The organism is Chelativorans xinjiangensis (genome assembly GCF_009812055.1).
In the GTDB taxonomy this organism is placed as follows: domain Bacteria; phylum Pseudomonadota; class Alphaproteobacteria; order Rhizobiales; family Rhizobiaceae; genus Chelativorans; species Chelativorans xinjiangense.
This window is the reverse complement of sequence record NZ_WQNH01000012.1, coordinates 37,128-51,249: the sequence shown is the minus strand read 5'-3', so window position 1 is coordinate 51,249 and position 14,122 is coordinate 37,128. Positions and strand designations below refer to the sequence as shown.

Below are 14,122 nucleotides of genomic sequence, written 5' to 3'. Positions count from 1 at the left end.
TCCGGAATTGCAACCAGGCAAAGGGTTGGATCGGATCATCGATTCCGCGAAACGATGATCCGATCTAACGCCCCTCCCGGAACAGCCTCTCGGGTAGAGATTCGGCATCCGGCGGCCTTGCCGCGCCGCCGTTGAGTTCGAGCTGCATGAAGACCGTGTCCAGCCAGCGGCCATGCTTGTAGCCGCTGCCTTTCAGAACGCCGGCATGGCGGAAGCCAAGAGCCTCATGCAGGCGCACGGAGGCGCTGTCCGGTGAGCCGTCGCCGATGACGGCGGCGATCTGCCTGAAGCCCAGTGTCCGGCATTCCTCGATCAGCGCCTTTACCAACTGCCGACCGAGGCCGCGCCCCTGCGCCTGCGGCGCGATATAGACGGAATCCTCGACCATGAAGCGATAAGCGCGGCGTGGACGAAACGGCCCGGCATAGGCATAGCCGAGCACCCGTCCTTCTACCTCCGCCACCAGATAGGGGTAGCCGCGCGAGACCAGCGCCTCGTGCCGCGAGGCTATCTCCTCCTCTCCCGGCGGCTCCAGTTCGTAACTCGCCGTGCCGCTTTCAACGGCGTGGGCGTAGATCTGCGTGATGGCGGGAATGTCGTCGGATACCGACGGGCGAATGGTGATAGCGGTCATCGGCGGTTCGTTCGGTGTGGTTTCCATCTTCATGGCAGGATACAAGGCAAAAGAAAAGGCGGCTCTAAAGCCGCCTTTTCCTGATCGTTCCAGTTCCGCCCGTTACTCGCGGTTGCCGAGGAACTGCAGCAGGAACATGAACAGGTTGATGAAATCGAGGTAGAGCCTGAGCGCGCCCATGATGGCCTTGCGGCCGGCCACGAGCTGATCGTCCCCCTCGTAGTACATCTCCTTGATCTGCTGCGTGTCGTAGGCCGTCAACCCCGCAAACACGAGCACGCCGATCACCGAAATGGCGAACTGCAGCGCCGAAGAAGCCAGGAAGATGTTGACGATCATGGCGATGATGATGCCGATGAGCCCCATGAAGAGGAAGGAGCCCATACCGGAAAGATCACGCTTCGTCGTGTAGCCCCACAGCGACAGCGCGCCGAAGGAGGCGGCGGTGATGAAGAAGGTCCGCACGATACTCTCGCCCGTATAGACGAGGAAGATCGTCGAAAGCGAGAGTCCCACCAGGCCCGAATAGACCCAGAAGGTGGTCTGCGCCGCCGCCACGCTCATCGTGTGAATGCGGAAGCTCATGAAGAAGACCAGCGCCAGCGGGGCAAGGATGACCACCCAGCGGAAGGCGCTTGCGTAGATGAGCTGGCCGAAGGCCGTGAGCTGGCCGTCGGCCACGGCGAAGTTGAAGGCACCCCATCCAACCAGGCCGGTGATGGCCAGCCCGAGAGCCATGAGGTTGTAAACCCGGATCATGTAGGCGCGCAGGCCCTCGTCGATGGCCACGCCCGCGCGGGCGTCGCTCGCCATGCGCGGCTGATAGTTACGAAGGTCAGCCATTGTTTCCTCTTTTCTCGCACTCTCCCGTCGGGTGTCGGCCATGCAGCCGCTCGCCGCTGGCGGGAGCCCAGCATGCGTCGTTCAAATATGATGTCTGTTCGCGACAAGAGCAAGACCTTCAGCAGCGGAAAAGCGCACGCTGCCGCCGCGGTGATCGGACACCAAGGCCTGCAGCGCTAGAAGGCCGATCCCTTTCTATCTCACAGGTTCCGCAATACCGGCGCAGCCTTGTGGCCGAGCACGCGCCAAGTGCCGGCGAGTCCGAAGCCGACCGTCAGCACCAGGGCGATGACGACGGTCGATAACGCCACCTCCGGCAGGAAGCTCCAGGGCAGCGTCATGATGCGGGTTACCACATACCATGCCGCAACACCGCCGGCGGCCAGCGCAAAGAGCGCTGTGGCAAGGCCGATCAGGAGATATTCCAGCGCGAAGGCGGCAATCAGCGTGCGCCGCGTCGCGCCCAGCGTCTTCAGTACCACAGCGTCGTGCACGCGGGCGCGGTTGCCGGCCGCGAGCGCTCCGGAGAGCACGAGCACCGAGGCGATGAGCGCCACCGCCGCCGCCGCCCTTATGGCGGTGGCAAGTTGCCCGACGAGCTGGTTCACAACGTCAAGCGCGTCCTTCACGCGAACTGTGGTGATGGTAGGGAAGCTGCGTGTGACGGCGTTCAGAAGGCGCGATTCGTCGGCACTCGTGGCGCCGGCGTCGGTCAGCGTCGCCAGCCAGGCATGGGGCGCGCCTGTAAAGGTGTTGGGAGAGAAGACCATGACGAAGTTCATGGCCAGCGTCTCCCACTCCACCTGGCGGAAGCTGGCAATGCGTGCGGTGACATTGCGGCCGAGCACATTCACCGTCAGAGTGTCGCCGAGCTTCAGGCCAAGCGCGACGCCCTCGTCCGCGGTGAACGAGACGAGCGGCTCTCCTTCATAGCCGGCCGGCCACCATTCGCCCTGTGTCAGCGTGGCGTTTTCCGGCTTGTTGTCCGAATAGGTGATGCCGCGGTCGCCGCGAAGCACCCAGCCGCCCTCCGGCGGCACCTCGATGTCGCGCACACTGACGTCGTTGAGCGCGATGATGCGCCCGCGCAGCATCGGCACGCGGATGAGTTTGCCATCCGACGCTTGTGCCTCGACCAGCGAAGCGAAATCCTCCACCTGGTCCGCCTGGATATCGACGAAGAAGAAGTTCGGCGCCACCTCCGGCAGGTTGCCGGCGATCTGCCGCCTCAGATTGCCGTCGATCAGCGTAAGGGTGGCGATGAGGGTGAGGCCGAGGCCGAGCGCCAGCACGACCGACGGCGTCAGCGCACCGGGACGATGGATATTGCCGACGGCAAGCCTGAGGGCGGTCGAGCGCACGCGTGGGGCGCGGCGAGCGACGGCCTGCACCGCCCAGCCCACGCCGCGCAGCACCAGGAAGGCGGCAATGGCGGCGGCGACGAAAATCGCGGCGATGCGCCGCTCCTCGGAATAAAGGATGGCGAGAAGGGCAAGTATCGCAGCGATAGCAACTGCCAGCACCACGTAGAAGAGACGCGGCCAGCCCTTGGCGTCGATCCCCATCTCGCGGAACAGCGCCGTCGCCGGCACGTCGCGCGCCCGGCCGAGCGGCAGCAGTGCAAAGGCAAGCGTCGTCAGCACGCCGAACAGCGCGGCAAGCCCGAGCGCGGAAGGATAGATGCCGCCCTCGCTCGGCACCGGCAGGACCGAGGCAAGCGCAGCACCCGCCGCAAAAGGCATCAGCGCGGCGAGCACCAGTCCGGCGCCGATCCCCATCAGGGCGATGATGAGGACCTGCATGAGATAAACCGAGAAAACGAAGCCGCCCGACGCGCCGAGGCTCTTGAAGGTAGCGATGACGGCGCGTTTTCCGTCAAGATAGGCGCGCACCGCGTTGGCCACGCCGACGCCCCCGACCACCAGCGCGGTCAGCCCGACAAGGGTGAGGAACTGTGAGAAGCGCTCGACATTGGCCGACAGCGACGGGGCAGCGTTAAGCCGCGTGCGGACGCTCCATCCCGCTTCGGGGAAGCGCTCGCTCGCCTCCTCGCGCAGGGCGCGCAACTCCGCATTGCCGGGATCGCCGTCGAGGCGCAGCTTGTAGGCGTGCTCCACCAGGCTGCCGGGCTGCACGAGACCGGCGGCACCGAGCCCCTCCAGCGAGACCATCAGGCGTGGCGCGAAGCCGAAGCCATCGGAGATAGCATCCGGCTCGGTGACAAGCTTGGCGCGCAGTTCGAACGTCTGCCCGCCGAGCATCAGCCGGTCACCGATGGAAAGGCCTAGCCGGTCGAAAAGAAGCGAAGGCGCTGCCGCGCCATAGGCACCATCCGCAAGGCCATAGAGTGCGTCATGGGAAAGTGCTGGATCGGTGACAAGCGCCCCGTAGAGCGGATAGGCCTCGTCCACCGCCTTCACCTCGACCAGCGCCTGGTCGGAACCATCGGTAAGACGGGCCATGGAGCGCATATTGGCGCTTTCGGCAAGCTGGCCGAGGCCCGCCAGCCAGGCATGCTCGGCCGCGTCGGCGCGGCGCTGGTTGAGTTCGAAGCGGATGTCGCCGCCGAGCAATTCCTGGCCCTGCGAGGCCACGCCCGCGCTGATGGCGCGAGCGACGGAGTTTACCCCGCCGATAGCCGCCACTCCCAGCGCAATGCAGGCAAGAAAGATGAAAAAGCCGGAGAACCCGCCGCGCATCTCGCGCAGGGCAAAGCGCATTGCCAGTTGAGGCCCCGCCCCGCCACGCCTCTCGGCGCGTCCGGCGGAGAGGCTGTCCGTTTTCCCATCGATGGCCGTGGCGTCGGAGCGGAACATGGGCCGCGCCTCAGCCGGCCGAAGCGGGTTCGGGCGCGGCCTCCTCGATCCGGCCGGAGCGCATCGCCACCTGCCGGTCGCAGCGCGCGGCGAGTGCCGGATCGTGGGTCACCAGTGCCAGCGTCGTGCCGCGCTCGCGCGCCGTCTCGAACAACAGGTCGGCGATCTGCCGCCCCGTCGCCTGGTCAAGATTGCCCGTAGGCTCATCGGCAATCATGATGGCCGGCTCCGGCGCCAGCGCGCGGGCAATCGCCACGCGCTGTTGCTCACCGCCGGAAAGCTCGCCCGGATAGTGGGTCAAACGGTCCTTCAGCCCCACCGCTTCAAGCTCCTTCTCGGCGAGACCGAAGGGATCGCCATGGCCGGCGAGTTCCAGCGGGACGGCGACGTTCTCCAGCGCCGTCATGTTGGGGATGAGATGAAAAGACTGGAAGACGATGCCGATGGTGCGGCCGCGGAAGGCTGCAACCGCATCCTCGCTCAAGCCGTTGAGCGTCCGGTCGGCAACGCGCACCGTGCCGCTGTCCACCTTCTCCAGCCCGGCGATCACCATCAGCAATGTCGACTTGCCGGAGCCGGAAGGGCCGACAATGGCCGTGGATTGGCCATGTTCGACTGCCAGGCTGACGCCCTTGAGCACGTGGACGGAGGATGCACCCTCACCGAGCGTCAGGGAAACGTTGTCCAGATCGATGGCGGGTTTGGTCACGGGCGGGGCGTCCTATATGAGAGATGTCGCGGGCGCGGCTTCGGCAGATATGGGTTGAGTTTCATGCTATTCAAACCTTTGGACAAGATTTCCGGTGCTATCGTGTCGCTCACGAAAATGTCATCGGCGCTCATCCTCGTCCTTCTGCTGATGCCCGGTGCGCGGCCGGCGTGGGCGGAGGCCTTCGACATCGTCGGCTTCGGCGATAGCTTGATGGCCGGTTACCAACTGGCACCGGGAGAAGCCTTTCCGGAGAAGCTGGAGACCGCGATGCGTGACAACGGCAACGACGTCACCGTGGCGAATGCCGGCGTCTCCGGCGATACCACCAGCGGCGGCCTGTCACGGCTCGACTGGTCGGTCCCCGAAGGTACGGACCTTGTGATCCTGGAGCTCGGCGCCAACGACATGCTGCGCGGTCTCTCCCCTGCCGCCACGGAAAAAAACCTGGACGAAATCGTTACCCGGCTTCGCCAGCGCGGCATCGACGTGCTGCTCGTCGGCATGTACGCCGCGCCCAATCTGGGGCCGGACTACCAAGAGGCGTTCAACGCCATCTACCCGCGACTGGCGGAAAAACACGACCTGCCGCTGGTCCCGTTCTTCCTCGACGGCGTAGCGGCCAACGGCTCGCTGCTGCTCGAGGACGGCATGCATCCCAACGCAAAGGGTGTGGACCTGATGGTGGAGCGCATGCTCCCCCGTGTCGAGGCCCTCGTCGAAGGGGAAAAGCCCGAGATGTGAGCCGCAGGCGCCAGAAAGCGCTTGCCCCGGTGCTCAATCGATGATTCGCTGACGATAGACATAGAGATTCGAGGAGGTTGCCATGCCGCGACTTTTCACCGCCCTCGAGATTCCGCGCGATGCGGCGCTGTCCCTTTCGCTTCTGCGCGGCGGCCTGCCGGGAGCCCGGTGGGTCGATGTCGAGAACTACCACCTCACCTTGCGTTTCATCGGCGATGTCGAAGGCCACGTCGCCGACGAGGTCGCCAACGCCCTCGACCGGGTGCGGCGGCCGGCCTTCTCGCTCACACTTTCCGGAGTCGGCGCCTTCGGCCAGAAGAAGCCGCACGCGGTATGGGCGGGTGTAGCCGCCTCGCCGGACCTCTATGCCTTGCAAGGCGAAATCGAGCGCATCTGCCAGCGGCTCGGCCTCGCCCCGGATCCGCGCAAGTTCACACCGCATGTAACGCTCGCGCGGCTGAAAAGCACGAGCCCCCACGAAGTCGCTGCCTATCTGTCGGCGCGGGGCAATTTCGCTACGGTGCCGTTCCGGGTCGGGCGTTTCGTCCTGATGTCGGCGCGCGATTCGGTCGGCGGCGGACCCTATATCGTCGAGGAAGCCTGGCCGCTGATGCGGGCGGAGCCATCGCGCTCGGCAAGCCTCGCCACCAGCGCATCGGAAGCTTCGCGGAGCGTGCGGTAGACTGCGGCGAAGCCGTCGTCCCCGCCGTAATAGGGATCCGGTATCTCCTCCGGCCCGCCGAGCGCATAGTCGAGGAATAGGTGGATGCGCCCATGCGCTTCCTTCGGCGCCCGCTGGCGCAGTGCGCCAACGTTGGCGCGGTCCATGGCCAGGATGATATCGAAGCGGGAAAAATCCTCGGGCTCCACCTGGCGCGCCCTTTGCCCGGAAATATCGAGGCCGAAGCGGCGCGCGGTAGCCACCGACCGTGGATCCGGCGGCGAGCCCGCGTGCCAGGCGCCGGTGCCGGCCGAATCCAGATGGAAAGCATGCTCCAGGCCGCGCTCGGAAACGACGGCACGAAAGATGCCTTCCGCCAGCGGCGAGCGGCAGATATTGCCGAGGCAAACGAAAAGGATGGCTGTGCGGGCCTGTTCGCCCGCGCGAGGTGTATTATCCTTCATGCCACTACGCGATAGCACGGAGAGGTTTCATGGCAAGGGAGAAACTCGAGAACAAACAGGTGGAAGAGGCACTGGTGGAACTCGAAGGCTGGAGCCTTGCGCGTGACGGCGCGGCCATCGAGCGGCGCTTCGTCTTCGCCAATTTCAACGAAGCCTTCGGCTTCATGACGCGGGCGGCGCTGGCCGCCGAGAAGCTCGACCATCATCCCGAGTGGTCGAACGTCTACAAGACCGTCGACGTCACCCTCACCACCCACGACGCCGGCGGCCTGACGGAGCTCGACGTCAAGCTGGCGAAGAGGATGAACGCCTTCGCCGCCCGATAGCCCCCGATAGCTGGCATTGCATCCGGGCGCAGTCCTCCCCACATCATCCCGGCAAGGAGCGACAGTCATGGACGACGTGAAGATCGGCGAGATCCTTGTTCCCGGCAGCGCCGACGAGCACGGCCGCCACGAAGAGGATGTTCGCCGCAAATTTTGGCGCACCGCCAAGAAAGCGGCCCGCCAGGTGCCATTCATGGAAGATGTGATCGCCGGCTACTATTGCGCGCTTGATCGCGAAACGCCGCCGCGCGTGCGCGGCATCTTGCTCGCCGCACTCGCTTATTTTGTCCTGCCCCTCGACATGGTGCCCGACTTCCTCGCCGGTTTCGGCTTCACAGATGATATGGCTGTTCTGGCAGCAGCGCTCGGCGCCGTGCGCTCGCACATCACCCCCGCCCACCGGCTGGCCGCCAAGCGCGCCCTCGAAGACGCCGAATGAAGAACGGCGGGCATTCGACGCCGCGCAGCCGGGTCAAACTCTTGCCTTTTTCATCCGATTCAACCTTCTACGTGGGGTGTGAAGCGGCCGGCAGGAACGCTCGGTGAGCTCTTTTAAGAAGAGGCGGGCGATATTTCATGCAGCTTCACTCTTTGGTAACCCAGATTAAATAAAAATGAAGCCATCGGGCGTAAGCCTCTGATGTGCTTTACAAACACACGGCAGACAAAGATACGGTCAGGGACAATGCGTGGGATTTTTTCGTCGCTCTTTCTGTTTTGCGCGGTCGCGGCCGCGGGGCCGGCCTTCGCACAGGCGACAGCCGTCGGGCAGCACCGCGACTGGGGCACCTACAGCTACCAGTCTGGTAACGGTAAGGTCTGCTATGTGATGAGCGTGCCGAAGCAGAAGGAACCGTCAAGCCTCGATCACGGCGACATCTTCTTCTTCGTCAGCCAGAAGCCGGGCCAGAACGTCGCCTACGAACCGCAATTCATCGCCGGCTATAGCCTCCAGGAAGGCTCGAAGGTCACGGTGACGGTGGACGGCCGATCGTTCAGCATGTTCACGCAGGAAAAGTCGGCGTGGCTGGAGAACGCGGCGGAGGAGCCACAGCTCATCGCCGCCATGAAGGCCGGCTCCGACATGACGGTGGCGGCGAAGTCCGGTCGCGGCAACGACACCCGCTACACCTTCTCGCTTCTGGGCATGACGGCAGCGCTCGATTCGATCCAGAACTGCCAGTAGGCCACGCGGCTGCGCCTGCAGCCTCCAATCGCGGGTTCGCGGAAAGGTCGCCCTTGCGAGGGCGGCTTGCCCCTTTGTCTTTTCCTGATAATAGTGCCCGCGCAAACCGGCCCCGGGCGCGCCGGACATCCAATCACCGGAAAAGACCATGGCGAAGCACACAGACGTAAAGAAGGTCGTTCTGGCCTATTCGGGCGGCCTCGACACCTCGATCATCCTCAAATGGTTGCAGACGGAACTCGGCGCGGAGGTCGTCACCTTCACCGCCGATCTCGGCCAGGGCGACGAGCTTGAGCCGGCGCGCAAGAAGGCCGAGATGCTCGGCATCAAGGACATCCGGATCGTAGACGTCCGGGAGGAGTTTGTCCGCGACTTCGTCTTCCCGATGTTTCGCGCCAACGCGGTCTATGAAGGCATCTATCTGCTCGGCACCTCGATCGCGCGGCCGCTGATCGCCAAGCATCTTGTCGAGATTGCCGCCGAGACCGGCGCCGATGCGGTCGCCCATGGCTCAACCGGCAAGGGCAACGACCAGGTGCGCTATGAGCTTTCAGCCTACGCGTTGAACCCTGACATCAAGGTCATCGCGCCCTGGCGCGACTGGGCGTTCAAGTCGCGCACCGACCTCATGAATTTCGCCGAGCAGCACCAGATTCCGGTGCCGAAGGACAAGAAGGGTGAGGCCCCATTCTCGGTCGACGCCAACCTCCTGCACTCATCGTCGGAGGGCAAGGTGCTGGAGGATCCGTGGAGCGAACCGCCGGAATTCGTCCATCAGCGCACCATCTCGCCCATGGAGGCGCCGGACAAGGTCACGGAGATCACGCTTCAGTTCAAGTCCGGCGATCCGGTCGCGCTCGACGGGAAAGCCATGTCGCCGGCCACACTGCTCGCCGCCCTCAACGATCTCGGCCGCGACAACGGCATCGGCCGCATCGACCTGGTGGAAAACCGCTTCGTCGGCATGAAGTCGCGCGGCGTCTACGAGACCCCGGGCGGCACGATCCTTCTCGCCGCCCACCGCGCCATGGAATCGATCACCCTCGACCGGGGTGCGGCTCACCTCAAGGATGAGCTGATGCCGCGCTATGCGGAACTCATCTACAACGGCTTCTGGTTCTCCCCCGAGCGCGAGATGCTGCAGGCGGCGATTGACAAGAGCCAGGAAGACGTCGAGGGCGAGGTGCGGCTGAAGCTCTATAAGGGCAACGTCATCGTCACCGGCCGCAAGTCCGACAAGTCGCTCTATTCCGACGCCCTGGTGACCTTCGAGGACGACCGCGGCGCCTACGATCAAAAGGACGCCGAAGGTTTCATCCGCCTCAATGCCCTGCGGCTGAGGACGCTGGCGGCAAGGAAGCGGGACTAGCGCATCGGCCCGAAAATCGGAATCGATTTTCGGAAAGCACGATGCGTAGATTCAAAGACATAGAGCGTCCTTCGCGCGTCCATTTGGACGCGCGGCGCTCTGACCGCTTCCCTGCCCTTGCGGAAGGAAGGGCATGCTTCACGCATGCCCGTTGCCTGAGCATTCGCGCAGCTCCAGTTGCCGATAAAAATCCCCGAGCTGCTTGCCGCGCTCCGGCTTGAAGCCGCGCCCCGCCTCCTGCATGACGACGATGCGGTCGATGCGGAAAGCACGGAAGTCGTCCCGCAGCTCGCACCAGCCGACCAGCGTCCATACCTTGCCCCAGAACCACAGGCCGAGCGGCCGCACGTCGCGCTGGCTCATGCGCCCGGCTTCGTCGCGGTAGTCGAGGCGAAGCACGCGCCGGCTCTCCACCGCGTGCTCCAGAGCATCGATGGCCTGACGCTCGGCGTCGCTGATCACCCAGTTGGGCGTGTGGATCTCAGTGCGCGAAATGCGCTCGCGCTCGTTTTCCGGCAGCACCGTGCTGATCTTGATCAGTGCTTCCTCGGCCGCGCGCGCCATGGCGGCACCGCCGAAGGCGCGCACCATGCGCGCGCCGGCCACCAGCGCTACGATCTCATCGCGCGTGAACATCAGCGGCGGCAGCTCGAAGCCTTCGCGCATCAGGTAGCCGACGCCGGCCTCGCCGTCTATGGGCACGCCCGTCGACTGCAGGTCGGCAATGTCGCGGTAGATGGTGCGCTCGGAGACCTCGAGCCGCTCCGAGAGAAGACGCGCGGTCACAAGCCGTCCGCCGCGCAAATGTTGAACGATCTGAAAGAGCCGGTCCGCACGCCGCATGAAGGCCGCTCCTTACGTAAACAGCCCGAAGCTATTGCCGTCCGGATCGAGACAATACACGAAACGGCCCGCAGGAATAGTGACGATGGGGGAGACTACCTTGCCGCCATTCGCCGTCACCCGCTCCATGGCTTCTTCCAAAGGCGTGGAAACGGCCAGATGGATGGTGATGCCGGTGCCCTCGGAAGCAGGTTTTCCGGGGTAAAGATGGCCGGCGACGGAGTTTTCCTCCTTTGCCGCGAAACGAGCCATCGGGTTTGGCCCTTCCATGTCCGTCAGCTCGTTTTGAAGCACTGCGCCGTAGAACTCCCTGGCGCGGCCCATATCGCTCACCGGGATTTCAAACCATACGGCCGCGTGGGCGGGCAAAAACGGTGTCATCGATCTCTCCTCTTCGGTATGCCGCCAGAGTGGCACACCCCTCCTGACAACATACCGTCAGGAGCCTGTCAGCGGGCGAGATAGGGGTGGGGCCGGTCAGGCCGCGGCGTGCTCGCGCGCGAACAGCTCGCGCATCTCGCCAACCGTCTCGGCGCGCTCGGGGAAAAGCGCCTCCAGGAAGGCGGCGGCGAAGGTGCCGGGTGCGGAACCCGGCGCGCTAACGATACTGCCGTCGCTCACCGCGTGCGGCACGTCCTGATAGGCTTCCGCGCCCGCATAGCCCGGCGCGTGCTTGTTGATCCATTCGCGGCCGTTGCTGGTGTGACCGCGGCCCTCGAAAAGGCCGGCGCGCGCCAGCCCCAGCGTGCCTGCGCATATACCGCCGACGACCCCGCCGCGCTCGGCGACTGCCTTGAGAAGCGGCGTCACGTCGGGCGCATCCGGAGACGCCCAGTTATCCGAACCGATCAGCGCTACTGCGTCGAGATCCTCATTCTCCTGCGGCGTCAACCCGCGCTCGCCCGCAAGCTGGAAACCGGCGATGGAGCGCACGGATCCTGCTTCGGGCGTGAGCGCAACGGCGCGTGCGCCGAACCACTCGACAGCGGAAGCAGCCAGCAGGCCGAATTCCCAATCGGCAAACTTCTCGATGAAAACGAGACCGACTGTCTTCGACTGTTCCATGGCACCCTCCTCTTCGGCTCGACGGGGTTCAGCGCTGCCGCGTCGGCCCCGTCGGTTGCCAACCGATATCCCTCTGCAGGCTGGGCGGCAAGTCGTTCATGATCCGTTCGGTGAGCTTGCGGCGCCTGCACCGCCGATAGGCGCTGGCCCAGCGGTGGACGGTGCGCGAGATCGAATAGCGTGTAGCGGTCATGGCCTCTCATCCTCCAACGTGATTGCCGGAGGATTGTCGCACGACCGTGCTGCCAACGTTTTGTCAGGAGCCTTGCAGGGTCGCCTACTCCTGCGGCTGCACCTCGACTGTGTAGTTGAGTGGCAGCCGCCCACCGTCGGCGTAGATGGTCTGGCCGGTGATGTAGCTGGCATCGTCGGAGGCGAGAAACGCGGCGATGGATGCGATTTCCTTCGGATCGCCGATGCGCCCCAGGGGTGTGCGAGAGAGGATGCGGTCGCGAGCCGCCGGGTCGGCATTCACACTCGCCAGCATGTCCGTCATGATGGAGCCCGGTCCGATGGCGTTGACGCGGATGCCGTGCGGGGCGAGCGACAGCGCCATGGCCTTGGTGAGCTGGTTCATGCCGCCCTTGGAGACGGAATAAGGCACTTGGTTGGCAATGGCGAAGACGGCATTGACCGACGACATGTTGATGACGACACCGGGCGCCCCGCCGCCTTTCACCTTGTCGACCATATAGCGGGCGACCGCCTGGCCCACCAGGAAGGCGCCTTTCAGGTTTATCCGCAGCACCCGGTCGAAGTCCTCTTCCTTGAGATCGAGGAAATCCGCACCGTGCACGACGCCGGCATTGTTGACGAGGATGTCGATATCGCCCAGCGAATCGATGGTCGAGGCGACGAGATTGTGCACGTCGAGGCTCTTGCCCACGTCGGTCTTGACGAAATCGACCTCGCCGAGCTTCTCCAGATCCTTGATCGCCTTGGCGCCCTTCTCGGCGTCGACATCCGCGATCACCACCCGCACGCCTTCGCGCAGGAAGCGCTCGGCGATGGCATAGCCGATGCCGCCGGCAGCACCCGTCACGATTGCCGTCTTTCCGTCCAGTGCCATGGTCTCACCTCGATCGTTTCATTCGGCCGGAACCTGGGGCGCCGCCGGCGCCAGGTCAAGCTGCTTCTGGTGAAGCACTGAGCGCTGCAACCGCTTTTTGACACGGTGGTCGAAAGGAGGGCACAAGGGCGAACCTTCACCCAGTGCCGGGCGCCCAATGACAAAAATCCTCTCGCTTCTGATCGTGGCCATGATGATCCTGCATATCATCCGGCCGCTCGGCCTTCCCGGCCTGAAGAAACGCAGCGATTTCTGGAAGCTCGCCATCGTGGCGCTCGCCGCCATCATGCTCACCGTCGCGCTCAGCCACGGCCGCGGCTGAGCGCGGCTTGGCTCAGGCGGCCTTCTCCAAATCTTCTTTCCAATCGCCAAGCGCGGCAAGCCCGTTCATCTTTGCGCGGTGGGCGAAGGCGCGCTGGCCGGCGGCGACGTTCTCCTGTTTGCCGCCCCAGGCCTTCAGCGCCGCCGCCTGCAGCGCACGGCCATAGGAGAAGGTCAGCGTCCACGGCACGTCGTATCCGGCGTTCATGACGGACAGGTGCGCCGTCGCCTCCTCGTCCGACTGGCCGCCGGAGAGAAACGCGATGCCGGGCACGGCCGCCGGCACCGTGGCCTTCAGGCAACGCACCGTCTTCTCCGCCACCTCCTCGCGGCTTGCCTTGCGGGCGTTCTTGCCGTCGATGACCATGTTCGGCTTCAGCACCATGCCTTCCAGCGAGACGCGGGCATCATAGAGCTCCTGGAACACCGTCTTCAGCACCCATTCTGTAACCGTGTAGCAGCGGTCGATGGAATGGTCGCCAGGCGCCCCGTCCATCAGCACTTCCGGCTCGACGATAGGCACGATCCCCGCCTCCTGGCAAAGGGCAGCGTAGCGCGCCAATGCCTGGGCGTTCTGCTTCACCGCACCCCATGTCGGCAAATCGTCGGAAATGGCGATGACGCCCCGCCACTTGGCGAAGCGCGCGCCAAGTTCGTAGTACTCGGCAAGCCGCTCGCGCAAGCCGTCCAGCCCCTCGGTGATCTTCTCGTCCGGGAATCCCGCCAGAGGCTTCGCGCCCTTGTCCACCTTGATGCCGGGGACAGCGCCCGAGCTGGCGATGATCTCCACCAAAGGCGTCCCGTCCCTCGCCTGCTGGCGGATTGTCTCGTCATAGAGGATGACGCCGGAGATGTGGTTCCTCATCGCCTCTTCGGCGGAAAACAGCATTTCCCGGTAGTCGCGGCGCGTCTCGGCGGTGGATTCCGCACCGATCGAATCGAGACGCTTCTTGATGGTTCCAGTGCTTTCGTCCGCCGCCAGAATACCCTTGCCGCCAGCCGTCATCCTGGCGGCGATGTCCTCAAGCCGTTCGCTCATCTTCCATGCCTCCTGTACACGCTCTAGAAGCCG

At 64.6% G+C, this 14,122-nt stretch carries 18 protein-coding genes; 7 read left to right on the top strand and 11 right to left on the bottom strand.

Going from position 1 to position 14,122, the window contains the following annotated elements; all coding sequences use genetic code 11:
• Nucleotides 1-64: 64 nt before the first annotated feature.
• The 4 genes from GM910_RS10960 to GM910_RS10945 form a co-directional block, all read right to left on the bottom strand.
• Nucleotides 65-634 carry a GNAT family N-acetyltransferase gene (locus GM910_RS10960; RefSeq protein WP_159587588.1) on the bottom strand — a complete coding sequence of 190 codons (570 nt, stop codon included), beginning with the start codon at nt 632-634 and terminating at the stop codon, nt 65-67.
• 102 nt (nt 635-736) lie between these two features.
• On the bottom strand, nt 737-1,477 hold the full coding sequence (locus tag GM910_RS10955; RefSeq protein WP_159587587.1) for a Bax inhibitor-1/YccA family protein: 741 nt from the start codon (nt 1,475-1,477) through the stop codon (nt 737-739).
• Nucleotides 1,478-1,677: 200 nt separating this feature from the next.
• Nucleotides 1,678-4,197 carry an ABC transporter permease gene (locus tag GM910_RS10950; protein WP_246226004.1) on the bottom strand — a complete coding sequence of 840 codons (2,520 nt, stop codon included), beginning with the start codon at nt 4,195-4,197 and terminating at the stop codon, nt 1,678-1,680.
• 106 nt (nt 4,198-4,303) lie between these two features.
• The gene (locus GM910_RS10945) at nt 4,304-5,002 is read right to left on the bottom strand and encodes an ABC transporter ATP-binding protein (protein ID WP_159587585.1); all 699 of its coding nucleotides are present in this window, start codon (nt 5,000-5,002) and stop codon (nt 4,304-4,306) included.
• Nucleotides 5,003-5,065: 63 nt separating this feature from the next.
• Between GM910_RS10945 and GM910_RS10940 the strand changes: the two genes are divergently transcribed.
• A complete protein-coding gene (locus GM910_RS10940) occupies nt 5,066-5,746 on the top strand; it encodes an arylesterase (protein ID WP_201285472.1) in 681 nt (226 codons plus the stop codon).
• Nucleotides 5,747-5,828: 82 nt separating this feature from the next.
• On the top strand, nt 5,829-6,428 hold the full coding sequence (gene thpR / locus GM910_RS10935; protein ID WP_159587584.1) for an RNA 2',3'-cyclic phosphodiesterase: 600 nt from the start codon (nt 5,829-5,831) through the stop codon (nt 6,426-6,428).
• Here thpR and GM910_RS10930 read toward each other — a convergent pair.
• Nucleotides 6,329-6,871, bottom strand: a complete 543-nt coding sequence (locus tag GM910_RS10930; protein WP_159587628.1) for a low molecular weight protein-tyrosine-phosphatase — start codon at nt 6,869-6,871, stop codon at nt 6,329-6,331. The two genes, thpR and GM910_RS10930, sit on opposite strands and share 100 nt — an antisense overlap.
• A 29-nt stretch (nt 6,872-6,900) precedes the next feature.
• On the opposite strand from GM910_RS10930, the gene GM910_RS10925 reads away from it, so the two are divergent.
• The 4 genes from GM910_RS10925 (at nt 6,901) to GM910_RS10910 (ending at nt 9,752) form a co-directional block, all read left to right on the top strand.
• On the top strand, nt 6,901-7,197 hold the full coding sequence (locus tag GM910_RS10925) for a 4a-hydroxytetrahydrobiopterin dehydratase (protein ID WP_159587583.1): 297 nt from the start codon (nt 6,901-6,903) through the stop codon (nt 7,195-7,197).
• 67 nt (nt 7,198-7,264) lie between these two features.
• The gene (locus GM910_RS10920; RefSeq protein ID WP_159587582.1) at nt 7,265-7,636 is read left to right on the top strand and encodes a YkvA family protein; all 372 of its coding nucleotides are present in this window, start codon (nt 7,265-7,267) and stop codon (nt 7,634-7,636) included.
• 246 nt (nt 7,637-7,882) lie between these two features.
• Nucleotides 7,883-8,383: an invasion associated locus B family protein gene (locus GM910_RS10915; protein WP_159587581.1), complete on the top strand. Its 501-nt coding sequence runs from the start codon at nt 7,883-7,885 to the stop codon at nt 8,381-8,383.
• Between the two features lie 148 nt (nt 8,384-8,531).
• Nucleotides 8,532-9,752, top strand: coding sequence for an argininosuccinate synthase (locus GM910_RS10910; protein ID WP_159587580.1), 1,221 nt, complete (start codon nt 8,532-8,534; stop codon nt 9,750-9,752).
• Between the two features lie 138 nt (nt 9,753-9,890).
• Here the strand turns inward: GM910_RS10910 and GM910_RS10905 are convergent, their stop codons facing one another.
• The 5 genes from GM910_RS10905 to GM910_RS10885 all read right to left on the bottom strand — a co-directional run bounded on the left by GM910_RS10905 (nt 9,891) and on the right by GM910_RS10885 (nt 12,729).
• On the bottom strand, nt 9,891-10,595 hold the full coding sequence (locus tag GM910_RS10905) for a helix-turn-helix transcriptional regulator (RefSeq protein ID WP_159587579.1): 705 nt from the start codon (nt 10,593-10,595) through the stop codon (nt 9,891-9,893).
• A 12-nt stretch (nt 10,596-10,607) separates the two neighbouring features.
• Nucleotides 10,608-10,976 (bottom strand): VOC family protein, encoded by a 369-nt coding sequence (locus GM910_RS10900; protein WP_159587578.1) that lies wholly within the window; start codon nt 10,974-10,976, stop codon nt 10,608-10,610.
• Between the two features lie 96 nt (nt 10,977-11,072).
• Nucleotides 11,073-11,660, bottom strand: a complete 588-nt coding sequence (locus GM910_RS10895; RefSeq protein WP_159587577.1) for a DJ-1/PfpI family protein — start codon at nt 11,658-11,660, stop codon at nt 11,073-11,075.
• 28 nt (nt 11,661-11,688) lie between these two features.
• Complete coding sequence (locus GM910_RS10890) at nt 11,689-11,853, bottom strand: hypothetical protein (RefSeq protein WP_159587576.1); 165 nt, start codon at nt 11,851-11,853, stop codon at nt 11,689-11,691.
• Nucleotides 11,854-11,937: 84 nt separating this feature from the next.
• Nucleotides 11,938-12,729, bottom strand: a complete 792-nt coding sequence (locus GM910_RS10885; protein ID WP_159587575.1) for an SDR family NAD(P)-dependent oxidoreductase — start codon at nt 12,727-12,729, stop codon at nt 11,938-11,940.
• A 157-nt stretch (nt 12,730-12,886) separates the two neighbouring features.
• Here GM910_RS10885 and GM910_RS26930 point away from each other — a divergent pair, with 157 nt between their 5' ends.
• A complete protein-coding gene (locus GM910_RS26930) occupies nt 12,887-13,051 on the top strand; it encodes a hypothetical protein (protein WP_163265143.1) in 165 nt (54 codons plus the stop codon).
• Between the two features lie 12 nt (nt 13,052-13,063).
• On the opposite strand, the gene GM910_RS10880 is transcribed toward GM910_RS26930, so the two are convergent.
• On the bottom strand, nt 13,064-14,089 hold the full coding sequence (locus tag GM910_RS10880) for a class I fructose-bisphosphate aldolase (RefSeq protein WP_159587574.1): 1,026 nt from the start codon (nt 14,087-14,089) through the stop codon (nt 13,064-13,066).
• Nucleotides 14,090-14,122: the final 33 nt, after the last annotated feature.

Coding starts and splice junctions, on each gene's coding strand:
- GM910_RS10960 (WP_159587588.1), bottom strand. CDS start 634: ATGACCGCTATCACCATTCGCCCGTCGGTATCCGACGACATTCCCGCC.
- GM910_RS10955 (WP_159587587.1), bottom strand. CDS start 1,477: ATGGCTGACCTTCGTAACTATCAGCCGCGCATGGCGAGCGACGCCCGC.
- GM910_RS10950 (WP_246226004.1), bottom strand. CDS start 4,197: ATGCGCTTTGCCCTGCGCGAGATGCGCGGCGGGTTCTCCGGCTTTTTC.
- GM910_RS10940 (WP_201285472.1), top strand. CDS start 5,066: ATGCTATTCAAACCTTTGGACAAGATTTCCGGTGCTATCGTGTCGCTC.
- thpR (WP_159587584.1), top strand. CDS start 5,829: ATGCCGCGACTTTTCACCGCCCTCGAGATTCCGCGCGATGCGGCGCTG.
- GM910_RS10930 (WP_159587628.1), bottom strand. CDS start 6,871: ATGAAGGATAATACACCTCGCGCGGGCGAACAGGCCCGCACAGCCATC.
- GM910_RS10925 (WP_159587583.1), top strand. CDS start 6,901: ATGGCAAGGGAGAAACTCGAGAACAAACAGGTGGAAGAGGCACTGGTG.
- GM910_RS10920 (WP_159587582.1), top strand. CDS start 7,265: ATGGACGACGTGAAGATCGGCGAGATCCTTGTTCCCGGCAGCGCCGAC.
- GM910_RS10915 (WP_159587581.1), top strand. CDS start 7,883: ATGCGTGGGATTTTTTCGTCGCTCTTTCTGTTTTGCGCGGTCGCGGCC.
- GM910_RS10910 (WP_159587580.1), top strand. CDS start 8,532: ATGGCGAAGCACACAGACGTAAAGAAGGTCGTTCTGGCCTATTCGGGC.
- GM910_RS10905 (WP_159587579.1), bottom strand. CDS start 10,595: ATGCGGCGTGCGGACCGGCTCTTTCAGATCGTTCAACATTTGCGCGGC.
- GM910_RS10900 (WP_159587578.1), bottom strand. CDS start 10,976: ATGACACCGTTTTTGCCCGCCCACGCGGCCGTATGGTTTGAAATCCCG.
- GM910_RS10895 (WP_159587577.1), bottom strand. CDS start 11,660: ATGGAACAGTCGAAGACAGTCGGTCTCGTTTTCATCGAGAAGTTTGCC.
- GM910_RS10890 (WP_159587576.1), bottom strand. CDS start 11,853: ATGACCGCTACACGCTATTCGATCTCGCGCACCGTCCACCGCTGGGCC.
- GM910_RS10885 (WP_159587575.1), bottom strand. CDS start 12,729: ATGGCACTGGACGGAAAGACGGCAATCGTGACGGGTGCTGCCGGCGGC.
- GM910_RS26930 (WP_163265143.1), top strand. CDS start 12,887: ATGACAAAAATCCTCTCGCTTCTGATCGTGGCCATGATGATCCTGCAT.
- GM910_RS10880 (WP_159587574.1), bottom strand. CDS start 14,089: ATGAGCGAACGGCTTGAGGACATCGCCGCCAGGATGACGGCTGGCGGC.